Genomic DNA, 11099 nt, shown 5'->3' with positions numbered 1-11099 from the left:
GCTGACATGCCGAAGAGAACCGATATCACGTCGATCATGATCATCGGTGCCGGCCCCATCGTCATCGGTCAGGCCTGCGAGTTCGACTATTCCGGCGCCCAGGCCTGCAAGGCGCTGCGCGAGGAAGGTTACCGCGTCATCCTCGTCAACTCGAACCCCGCGACGATCATGACCGACCCGGGCCTTGCGGATGCGACCTATATCGAGCCGATCACCCCCGAGGTTGTTGCAAAGATCATCGAAAAGGAACGGCCCGACGCGCTTTTGCCGACGATGGGCGGTCAGACCGGCCTCAACACGTCGCTGGCACTCGCCGACATGGGTGTGCTTGAGAAATTCGGCGTCGAGCTGATCGGCGCCAACCGCGAGGCCATCGAAATGGCCGAGGATCGCAAGCTCTTCCGCGAGGCGATGGACCGGATCGGCCTTGAAAACCCCAAGGCGACGATCATCGCCGCACCGAAGAAGGCCGACGGCCGCTACGACATCAACGCAGGCGTCCGTGCCGCGATGGAGGCCATCGAATATGTCGGCCTGCCCGCGATCATCCGCCCCGCCTTCACTTTGGGCGGCACCGGCGGCGGCGTCGCCTATAACCGCGACGATTACGAGGCGATCTGCCGCTCGGGCCTCGACGCCTCGCCCGTCGCGCAGATCCTCGTCGATGAAAGCCTGCTGGGCTGGAAGGAATATGAGATGGAGGTTGTCCGCGACCGCGCGGACAATGCGATCATCGTCTGTTCCATCGAAAACGTCGATCCGATGGGCGTCCATACCGGCGACTCGATCACCGTCGCCCCGGCGCTGACCCTGACCGACAAGGAATATCAGATCATGCGCAACGGCTCGATCGCCGTCCTGCGCGAGATCGGGGTGGAAACCGGCGGCTCGAACGTCCAGTGGGCGATCAACCCCAGGGACGGCCGCATGGTCGTGATCGAGATGAACCCGCGCGTCTCCCGCTCCTCGGCGCTGGCGTCCAAGGCCACGGGTTTTCCCATCGCCAAGATCGCCGCGAAACTGGCCGTCGGCTACACGCTGGACGAATTGGACAACGACATCACCAAGGTCACACCCGCGTCCTTCGAGCCGACCATCGACTATGTCGTCACCAAGATCCCGCGCTTTGCCTTCGAGAAATTCCCGGGCTCCGAGGCCACGCTGACCACGGCAATGAAATCCGTCGGCGAGGCGATGGCCATCGGCCGCACCATCCATGAATCGCTGCAAAAGGCGCTCGCGAGCCTCGAAACCGGGCTGACGGGCTTCGACGAGATCGAGATCGCGGGTGTTCAGGGAACACTCGTCCCGGGCCTGACCCGGGACCTCGACCCATCCGACCGCGCCGCCATCGTCAAGGCCATCTCGGCCCAGACGCCGGACCGGCTGCGCCTCATCGCCCAGGCCATGCGCCACGGCCTTTCGGACGACGATATCCAGCACGCCACCGCCTTCGACCCCTGGTTCCTCGCCCGTATCCGCGAGATCATCGACGCCGAAGAGCGTGTGAAGGCCGAAGGCCTTCCGGGCGATGAGGCGCCGCTTCGGCGCCTGAAGATGATGGGCTTCACCGATGCCCGCCTTGCCAAGCTGACCGGCCAAAGCGAGGCCCAGATCCGCAAGGCCCGCCTCGCCAAGGGCGTCCATGCCGTCTTCAAGCGTATCGACACCTGCGCGGCAGAGTTCGAGGCGCAGACGCCTTACATGTACTCGACCTATGAAGTCCCCGCGATGGGCGATGTCGAATGCGAAAGCCGCCCGTCCGAGGCGAAAAAGGTCGTCATCCTCGGCGGCGGCCCGAACCGCATCGGCCAGGGGATCGAGTTCGACTATTGCTGCTGCCACGCCTGTTTCGCGCTGACCGCAGCGGGCTATGAGACGATCATGGTCAACTGCAACCCCGAAACCGTCTCGACCGACTATGACACGTCCGACCGGCTCTATTTCGAACCGCTGACCTTCGAACATGTGATGGAAATCCTGCGGGTCGAGCAGGAAAGGGGCACCCTTCACGGCGTCATCGTCCAGTTCGGCGGCCAGACGCCGCTGAAGCTCGCGAACGCGCTCCACGACGAAGGCATCCCGATCCTCGGCACCACGCCCGACGCGATCGACCTTGCCGAAGACCGCGAGCGGTTCCAGAAGCTTCTGAACGATCTGGGCCTGAAGCAGCCGGTCAACGGCATCGCCGCGTCCGACGCGCAAGCCATCGAAATCGCTGACCGTGTCGGCTTCCCGCTGGTCATCCGCCCGTCTTATGTGCTGGGCGGCCGCGCGATGGAAATCGTGCGCGACATGGACCAGCTGAAGCGCTACATCACCACCGCGGTGAACGTCTCGGGCAAGAACCCGGTGCTCCTCGACAGCTACCTCTCCGGCGCGATCGAGGTCGATGTCGACGCTCTCTCCGACGGGACAAACGTCCATGTCGCGGGCATCATGGAACATATCGAGGAAGCGGGCGTCCATTCCGGCGATTCTGCCTGCTGCCTGCCGCCCCACAACCTGACGCACGAGACGGTCGAGGAGCTGAAGCGCCAGACCGTGCAGATGGCGCTCGCGCTGAAGGTCGTCGGGCTGATGAACGTGCAGTTCGCGATCAAGGACGGTACGATCTATGTGCTGGAAGTGAACCCCCGCGCCTCGCGCACCGTGCCCTTCGTCGCGAAAGCGACCGACAGCGCCATTGCGTCCATCGCCGCGCGGCTGATGGCGGGCGAGCCGCTTTCATCCTTCCCGATGCGCGCGCCCTACGCCCAGGGCGTCGGCCCCGACACCGTCCTGCCCTACGCCGACCCGATGACGCTCGCGAACCCGCTCACGCCGTGGTTCTCGGTCAAGGAAGCCGTCCTGCCCTTCGCCCGCTTCCCCGGCGTCGACCCGCTGCTCGGCCCCGAGATGCGCTCGACCGGCGAGGTGATGGGCTGGGACCGCACTTTCGCGCTTGCTTTCCTCAAGGCGCAGATGGGCGCGGGCACCCAACTGCCGGAAACGGGGCGCGCCTTCGTCTCGGTCAAGGACCAGGACAAGTCCGAGGCGCTCGCCAGCGCCATCCGCGACCTGATCGCGCTGGGGTTCGAGATCGTCGCAACCCGCGGCACCGCGACTTGGCTTTATGAAAAGGGCATCCGCACCTTGCCGGTGCTGAAGGTCTATGAAGGCCGACCGAACATCGTCGACATGATGAAGAACGGCGAGGTGACGCTGGTCTTCAACACCACCGACAGCAAGCAGGCCATCAGTGACAGCCGCGACATCCGCCGCGTCGCGCTGATGGACAAGATCCCCTATTTCACCACGGCGGCTGCCGCCGTGTCCGCCGTCGCGGCCATGAAGGCCCGGGATGAGGGATACGGGGTGCGGACGCTGCAGGGATAAGAAATTCTTAACGGCTCAAAATTAATCTGGCACCCGGGCGCCACTGATAGTGGCTTGCAATGCCAGTGACACAGAATATGCTGCACTCTCGGGAGGTCGGGATGCGTGCTCTGAGATCGATTGAGGTTTGCGCCGGGGCGGGCGGTCAGGCGCTCGGGCTGGAGCAGGCGGGGTTCCTTCATGAGCTTCTCATTGATATCGACGATCACTGCGTTCGCACGCTGCAGCACAATCGACCCGGCTGGCGCATTGTCCGGCAGGACCTAAGAGAGGTGACCGGTTCGGAATTCAGCGATATCGACCTTTTCGCAGGCGGTTTGCCCTGTCCGCCGTTTTCCGTTGCCGGAAAGCAGCTTGGGGAAAGGGACGAGCGAAACCTGTTTGAGGATGCCCTCAGAATTGTGGGGCAGGCGGCTCCGAAAATGGTCCTGATCGAGAATGTGCGCGGCTTCCTTGGCCCGACATTCGAGTCTTATCGCAACAGTCTGCGTGAGCGTTTTGCAGCCTTGGGTTACAAGGTCGACTGGCGCCTTCTGAACGCTTCGGACTTCGGTGTGTCGCAACTACGCCCCCGCGTTGCGATCGTGGCGGGGCAGCCGAAATACTGGCAATTCTTCCGCTTCCCTGAGGCGCGGCCGGACCGCCCTGCGACCGTCGGTAAGGTATTGCTTGACCTGATGGCCGCCAAGGGGTGGCGGGGCGCTGCGGATTGGGCGCTGCGAGCGAACGATATCGCGCCGACCATCGTAGGAGGGTCCAAGAAGCATGGCGGCCCTGATCTCGGCCCGACCCGGGCACGAGCCGCCTGGGAGACGCTTCGGGTGAATGGCAAGACCATTGCGGAGGATGCGCCAGAGCCCGGCTTCGAGGGATTTCCGCGCCTCACCCCGCGCATGGTCGCACGGTTGCAGGGGTTCCCCGATGACTGGCACTTCGTCGGAAGAAAAACCCAAGCTTACAAGCAGATCGGCAACGCATTCCCGCCGCCTGTCGCGAAAGCCCTAGGCCTGTCGATAGCCAAGGCAATCCGTGTGGCAGAAGCCGAAGTGCAATTTGACCTGGCGGCCGAATGAGGCTGTCAAAGCCCCCCAGCGGCGCGCGTTCAAAGCTGCGGGCTTTCTTTCTTTGCAATCTTGGCCGCGTGCTGGAGGCAGAGGAGCTGCGCCACGTCTCCGGCAACATTTCGGAATGGGCCAGACGTGTCCGGGAACTCAGGACCGAAGAGGGTTATCAAATCCTGACGCACAATGACCGCAGTGAGTTGAAACCCGGCCAGTATCTGCTTGAAACCGCCAAGCCCCAGCCTGCATTCGAAAGGGCCATAAGTAAGGAGACTCGTGCCTTCGTACTCGACCGCAACGGCTTTACTTGCCAGCAATGTGGCGCCGTGGCGGGAGAGCCGCACCCTTACGATCCCGCCCGCAAGACGCGCCTTCACATCGGCCATGTGATCGACAAAAGCCTGGGCGGGACCGACGATGTCGGCAACCTCCGCGCTCTCTGCTCGGTCTGCAACGAAGGTGCGGCGAACCTGACTCATGACAGACCGTCGCTGCTCAAACTCCTTGTTCAGATCAGACGAGCGACCGCATCAGATCAGCGCGCCGTCTTGAAGTGGCTGCGGGACAAATTTCCGAAGGACTGATCTGGCCCGCCGAGCCGTTCGCACCGCAGACAGTCTGGGTCACTCAGCTGCCCCCTTGGCGGTGTCGTCGCGACCATTGACGTCCCACACCGTGCACCTTCCCCGCCCGCCGCGCTTCGAGGCATAGGTCGCCTCGTCGGCATCGCTGTGCATCCTCTCGGGATCGGGGGTCGCATAGAAGCGCGACAGCGTGACGCCGATCGAACCCGAGATGCGGCAGGGCTGCTCCTCGTACAGGATCGGTCGTTCCAGTTCCGAGATGATGCGCGCGCCGATGCGTGCCACGCGGTCGGCGTCCGCTTCGCCGCGCAGGAGGATCACGAATTCGTCGCCGCCGACCCGCGCCACCGTATCTGACTTGCGCGTCTCTTCCCGCAGCACGCCCGCGACCTCGGTCAGTACCAGATCGCCCGCCGCATGGCCGAGCGTGTCGTTCACCGCCTTGAAGAAATCGAGGTCGAGATGGAGAAGCGCGAACTGCCCCTCGCCGCGCGCGGCGAGATGGCAGGCGCGCGCCAGTTCGGCATCGAGCGCCCTGCGGTTGGCCAGCCCGGTCAGCGCGTCGGTCAGCGCCTGCGCCTCCGAGGCCGCGCGCGCCGCCTCCAGCCGCCGGTTGAGAGCGGCCAGTTCGCTCATCACAGCGGCCTTCACCTCGGTCAGATAGAGAAGCTCGACCGTCAGGTCGGTCGGCGCGAAATCGGCGTTGGTCAGCCGGTAATCGCGCACCGCCTCGGCGACCGAAATGCCGAAGGACAGGTTGAGGATCCAGCCCTGCCCGGCGTCGAGCGGCTGGACCTGACCGCGCAGCGTCGTCCCCTGCCCGCGCTTCAGCGTGACGAGGATGCGCTGGCCGGTGAAGGCCTCGACATCGGCCATGCTGAGCAGCGCGCGTGGCTTCTCCACCTCGAAAAGGTCAAGGAACCGCGTGCCGATCAGCGAACCCTCACCGCAGAGTTTCCTCAGCGTCGGACCCACGGCACGGATAAGACCGGCGGGCGTGACCCAAAGATACATGGGCATCAGCCTGCCCAGCGCATCGGTGCCGACCAAAGCTGCATCCTGCATCATCTGTCCGTCCATCACGCGCCCTCGGGCCGGGCGAGATCGAAGGCGCGCCCCGTTGCATAGCCGGTCTGCAAAAGCTCCACCTTCACGCGGCGCGTGCCGTCGAGGTCGACAAGCGCGAAGGCGCCGTAATCGTCGGCCATCGCCCGCAGGATGCCCGCAAAGACCGGCGCGAAACCGGGATGACCATCAGCGAAATGCAGGGTGAAGTGATCGGGTTCGGGCGCGTCGAGCACAAGGTCCGGCAGGCCGATGTCGGCGACTGCCAGACGCGCCCGTTCCGGCAGTTCATCGACCGTCTGCAGGAAATCGACATAATCCACCCCGCCGAAACGCAGGAGCCGCCGCAAGGGCTCGAGCGAGACAAGATAGATGCCCATATCCTCAAGCAGCGCCTCGCGCGGCTTGGCGAGGGCGGCTGCCGCCGCCTCGATCACCCTGTCGGTCAGGCTGTCTTCATAGGTCAGCATCGCCTCGAACCCCTCAGCGCCAACGCCTGCGGCCTCGGCAATCCGCGACCAGAGCGCGGGCCCGTAGGTATCGCGCAGGAAGCTCTGCAAGGATCGGTTGATCAGCCCGTGCATGCGCACCTCTCGTCACATGCCGCGATCCTAGGCCGGGCGCGTTAAGAAAGAGCGAAGCGAAGGCGGCCGGCGCCCGCCCGAACCCGGCCTTGCGCCGCAGGCGCGGGGCCGGGTGAGAGACAGGCAGGCGCGGGCCCGCGGGCCCGCGCTCCGCCGGATCAACGCCGCTCCGGGGCGCGCGCGGCGCAAACGGCTCAGAAATCGGTCGGGGCGCCGCCTTCCGCCTTGCGGCGGGCGACGAAGTCGCTCAGTTCCTCGCGGACGCCTTCATCCATCGGCGGCGGGGTGAAATCGGCCAATATGTCCTTGAAGATCCGGTGCGCCCGCTCGGCCGTCCAGACGCTGCCGTCCAGTTGCCAGGCCTCGAAATTGCGCCAGTCGCTGGCGAAGGGCTGGTAGAAGGCTGTGGTATAACGGTCCTGCGTGTGCTGGCAGCCGAAATAGTGGCCGTCCGGCCCCACTTCGGCGATCGTCTCGACCGCGATCTCCTCCGCCCCCGTCGCCCAGACCTGCGGCTCCATATAGCGCTGGATCATCTGCAGCACTTCGCAGTCCATCACGAATTTCTCAGGCGACGCGATCAGCCCGCCCTCCAGCCAGCCCGCCGCGTGATAGACAAGGTTCGTCCCCGACTGCACGGCGGCCCAAAGCGAGTTCGACGTTTCCCACATCGCCTGCCCGTCCGGCACGTTCGCGGCACAGACGCCGGACGACCGCAGGGGCAGCCCGTAGAACCGCGCCATCTGACCGGTCATCTGGGTCGCGCGCATATATTCCGGCGTGCCGAAGGCCGGCGCCCCCGACTTCATGTCGACGTTCGAGGTGAAGGTGCCGATCATCGAAGGCGCGCCGGGGCGCACATATTGCAGAAGCGCGATGGCCGACAAAGCCTCGGCGATAGACAGGGTCACCGCCCCCGCCATCGTCACCGGCGCCATGGCGCCCGCCAGCGTGAAGGGTGTCACCACCACAGCCTGACCGGCGCGCGCCAGCCTCAGCGCCCCGTCGATCATCGGGAAATCGTGTTTCAGGGGCGAGACCGAGTTGATGTTGGTGAACATCCGTGGCTTCGCGCGGAACTCCTCATGGCTGAGCCCCCCCGCGATCCGCACCATCTCCATCGCATCCTCGACCCGCTCCTTCCCCAGCGAATAGGCGTGGCAAACCTTGTCGGTCAGCGTGAGCTTTTCATAGAGGCAGTCCAGATGGCGGACCGAGGCATGGATTTCCACCGGCTCCACCGGATAGCCGCCGGCGAAATGGATGCAATTGAAATACTGGGTCAGCTTGATGAAGGTCCGGAACCCGTCCATGAAGCCCGACACCTTGCCACGTTCCAGATCCCAGTAGTTGGGCGGCGAGGAGACATTGCCGAAAAGCATCGCCTTGCCGCCGAAGGGCAGCGCGCGGTCGGGGTTGCGCGGCGTGACGGTGAATTCGGATGGCGCCTTGCGCACCATCTCCATCACGAAATCCTCGTCCATCCGGACGGTCTCGCCATCGACCTTGCAGCCCGCCTTGCGGAAGATCTCCAGCGCCTCGTCGTTCAGGAAACGGATACCGATATCCTTCAGGATGCGCATCGCGCCCTTGTGGATCGCCTCGACGCCTTCGGGCCCCATCGGCTCGACCGGGCGGTCATGGTTCTGGGGGATGCGCCAGCTCATCTGGTCGATCGCCCGCTTGCCCGCGCGTTCGGCATGGCCGATGCGCCCGCCCGCCCGTCTGCGTTTCAGCTCCGCCACCATGCGCGACCCTCCCCTTGATGCTCAAGGAATGGGGGCAGCGCGGCGCGTCTTCGCCGCGCTTTGCGACCATTTGGCGTCGCATTTGGCGGATTTGACTTCAGGCGCCGCCGAAGGAGCCGATCCAGCCCGGCAGATCGCCGATGGTCGGAAGGACGATATCGGCATGGGGGGCGAGCTCTTCCCGGCCCGCGATACCTGTCAGGACGGCCACGGTCCGCATCCCCGCCGCGCGCCCCGCATGCAGGTCATGCAGGCTGTCGCCGACCATCGCGGTTTCAGTTGCCTGAAGGCCGGTGCGGTCGAGGAAGGCGCGCATCTGGCCGGTGGCGGGCTTGCCACCCCAGCCGCTGTCAAAACCCGCGACGAAATCGAAATAGGGCGTCAGGCCGGAATTTTCGAGATGCACGCGCGCCGGTTCCTCGGCGTCATTGGTGGCCAGGCCAAGCTTCAGCCCCATCTCGCGGAAGCGCCGGAAGAGCGGCACGAGCGGCACGGCAGGCACCATGTCGTTCCTGACCGCGAGGGCATTGAGATCGGCCACCAGCGCCTCGACCGGGCGGCCCGGCGCGAATTCGGTCAGAAGGGCCGCGATCTCGGCGACCGTATGGCCGATCACCACGCTGCCCTCGTCGAACCGCCTCGCGTCGAGATCGAAACCCAGCACTTCGGCCACGGCGCGGCGGGTCTCGGCCGACGGTCCGGCCAGCCGTTCGATCACCCGCGCGGTCCAGCCGCCCCAGGTCGAATGGAAATCGAAGAGCGTTCCATCCTTGTCAAACAGCAGTCCGCGGATCTCGGCCATTCCAGTCCCCCCAAGGCAATTCGGCCGGACCATTTCCGATTCCGGCGGCAGGCGCAATGGGGCGCGGCCCCTCAGGCCCAGTCATCCAGAGCCGCCCCGGGCAGCGCCGCCCGCGCCGCGCGCGGCTGGTCGTAGGCCAGGCCCGCGGCGTCGCAGAAGCCGGTGATCCAGGCGTCATCCATCAAGAGAAAATCGAGAACAGCCGCCAGAAACTCCGGCTCGGCCGCGCGCTGCCGCATCTCGTCGATCGTGATGCCGCTTGCCCCCATGAAGACCGCAAGCAGCTCGTCCTGACCGGCAAGCCAGGCAAGCGCTTCCGCCGCGATCACTTCGGCGCTTTCCCGCTGATGGGTCATCCTAGGTTCCGATCCTGCAAGTTTTCCCCAAAGCCTACCCAATTCTGGCAATCATTTCTTAACCATTGCGAACGAAAGATGACCGCACCGGGTGCCAGTATTCCTATGGAGTGGGGTTGTGACAGGCAAGATACTCATCGTGGATGATGTCGCGACGAACAGGATCGTCCTGCGCGTCAAGCTCGCATCCGCCTATTATGACGCGCTGCAGGCCGCTTCCGGCGCCGAGGCCCTGCGGATTGCCGAGGAAAGCCACCCCGACCTGATCCTTCTTGACATGGAACTCCCCGATGTCTCGGGCATCGAGGTCTGCCGATGCCTCAAGGCCGATCCGGCAACCCGCGACATTCCCGTGGTGATGATCAGCGCCTTCCAGGACAGCGAGCGGCGCATCGAGGCCCTGCGCGCAGGCGCCGAGGATGTCTATTGGAAACCACTTGACGAGCTGGTGCTGATGGCCCGCATCCGCAGCCTGCTGCGCGCCTGCGAGGCGCGCGAACAACTTGGCCTGCGCGACGGCACCTACCGCGAGTTCGGCTTCGCCGAACCCGCGCCCGACTACATCGGTCCCGGCCTCATCGGCCTCGTCGCCGCACGGGTGGAAACCGCGCTGCGCTGGAAGCGCGAGTTGCAGCCCCATCTCAGCGACCGGCTGCTGGTTCTCGACCGGGATGCGGCACTTGGCGAGATCGCCGAGGGCGAGGCACCAGACTTGTTTGTAGTCGCGGCCGATCTTGGCAGACCGGGCGACGGGCTGCGCTTTCTGTCGGAGCTTCGCTCGCGCCAGGCAACACGGCATTCCCGGGTCTGCCTGGTTCTGCCATCGACGGCGCGCGACATATCCGCAACCGCGCTCGACCTCGGCGCGGGCGACCTGATCGACAACGGGGCGGAGCCGGAGGAAATGGCCCTGCGCATCCGCACCCAGCTGCGCGCCAAGCGCCAGGCCGACCGGCTGCGCTCGAACGTCGCCGATGGCTTGCGGCTTGCGATGACCGACCCGCTCACCGGGCTTCACAACCGCCGCTATGGCCTGTCGCATCTGCAGCGCATCACTGAGCATGCCCGCCACGGCGGCCGGTCTTTCGCGGCGCTGCTCTTGGACCTCGACCGGTTCAAGACGGTGAACGACACCTGGGGCCATGCGGCGGGCGACGCTGTGCTGGTCGAGGTTGCAAGGCGGCTCAAGGACAACCTCGCGGCGGGCGACCTTCTGGCGCGCATCGGCGGCGAGGAGTTTCTGATCGCCCTGCCCGACATCGGCTTCGAAAAAGCCCATGCGGTTGCCGAACGCATCCGCCGGGTGATCGGTGATCTTCCCTTCAGGTTACCCGGTGGCGGACAGGTGGCGATGACGCTCTCGATCGGCCTTGCCATGGGCTGTTCGCGCCCCGACAGCGAAGAGACGACCGCGATGCTGATGGACCGCGCCGACCAGGCGCTGCTGGTGGCGAAAGCCGAGGGCCGCAATCAGGTCACGGTCAACCGCACCGCTGCCTGAGCGGGGGTTCGACGGATGCC

General features: G+C 65.3%; 9 protein-coding genes. 4 read left to right on the top strand and 5 right to left on the bottom strand.

Annotated elements, in window-relative coordinates:
* Positions 1 to 6 precede the first annotated feature (6 nt).
* The 3 genes from carB to P0645_RS00130 all read left to right on the top strand — a co-directional run bounded on the left by carB (position 7) and on the right by P0645_RS00130 (position 5023).
* Positions 7 to 3378 carry a carbamoyl-phosphate synthase large subunit gene (gene carB, locus P0645_RS00140; RefSeq protein WP_284162512.1) on the top strand — a complete coding sequence of 1124 codons (3372 nt, stop codon included), beginning with the start codon at positions 7 to 9 and terminating at the stop codon, positions 3376 to 3378.
* A gap of 101 nt (positions 3379 to 3479) precedes the next feature.
* Positions 3480 to 4451, top strand: a complete 972-nt coding sequence (locus P0645_RS00135; protein ID WP_284162511.1) for a DNA cytosine methyltransferase — start codon at positions 3480 to 3482, stop codon at positions 4449 to 4451.
* The gene (locus P0645_RS00130; RefSeq protein WP_284162510.1) at positions 4448 to 5023 is read left to right on the top strand and encodes an HNH endonuclease; all 576 of its coding nucleotides are present in this window, start codon (positions 4448 to 4450) and stop codon (positions 5021 to 5023) included. Before P0645_RS00135 ends, P0645_RS00130 begins: the two co-directional genes overlap by 4 nt.
* Positions 5024 to 5062: 39 nt before the next feature.
* Here P0645_RS00130 and P0645_RS00125 read toward each other — a convergent pair whose 3' ends face one another.
* The 5 genes from P0645_RS00125 to P0645_RS00105 all read right to left on the bottom strand — a co-directional run bounded on the left by P0645_RS00125 (position 5063) and on the right by P0645_RS00105 (position 9578).
* Positions 5063 to 6091, bottom strand: a complete 1029-nt coding sequence (locus tag P0645_RS00125; protein WP_284162509.1) for a GGDEF domain-containing protein — start codon at positions 6089 to 6091, stop codon at positions 5063 to 5065.
* 11 nt (positions 6092 to 6102) lie between these two features.
* Entirely contained in the window at positions 6103 to 6672 is a 570-nt protein-coding gene (locus P0645_RS00120; protein WP_284162508.1) for a heme NO-binding domain-containing protein, read from the bottom strand.
* A gap of 194 nt (positions 6673 to 6866) precedes the next feature.
* Positions 6867 to 8420, bottom strand: a complete 1554-nt coding sequence (locus P0645_RS00115) for a trimethylamine methyltransferase family protein (RefSeq protein WP_284162507.1) — start codon at positions 8418 to 8420, stop codon at positions 6867 to 6869.
* A 97-nt stretch (positions 8421 to 8517) separates the two neighbouring features.
* Positions 8518 to 9222 (bottom strand): HAD family hydrolase, encoded by a 705-nt coding sequence (locus P0645_RS00110; RefSeq protein ID WP_284162506.1) that lies wholly within the window; start codon positions 9220 to 9222, stop codon positions 8518 to 8520.
* A gap of 71 nt (positions 9223 to 9293) precedes the next feature.
* A complete protein-coding gene (locus P0645_RS00105; RefSeq protein WP_284162505.1) occupies positions 9294 to 9578 on the bottom strand; it encodes a DUF3572 domain-containing protein in 285 nt (94 codons plus the stop codon).
* 118 nt (positions 9579 to 9696) lie between these two features.
* On the opposite strand from P0645_RS00105, the gene P0645_RS00100 reads away from it, so the two are divergent.
* Positions 9697 to 11079, top strand: coding sequence for a diguanylate cyclase domain-containing protein (locus P0645_RS00100; protein WP_284162504.1), 1383 nt, complete (start codon positions 9697 to 9699; stop codon positions 11077 to 11079).
* Positions 11080 to 11099: the final 20 nt, after the last annotated feature.

Origin of the sequence: Frigidibacter sp. SD6-1, assembly GCF_030143255.1 — a bacterium.
Lineage (GTDB): Bacteria > Pseudomonadota > Alphaproteobacteria > Rhodobacterales > Rhodobacteraceae > TMP-24.
The sequence above is the reverse complement of the archived record's forward strand: the minus strand, read 5'-3'. Positions and strand labels throughout refer to the sequence as shown.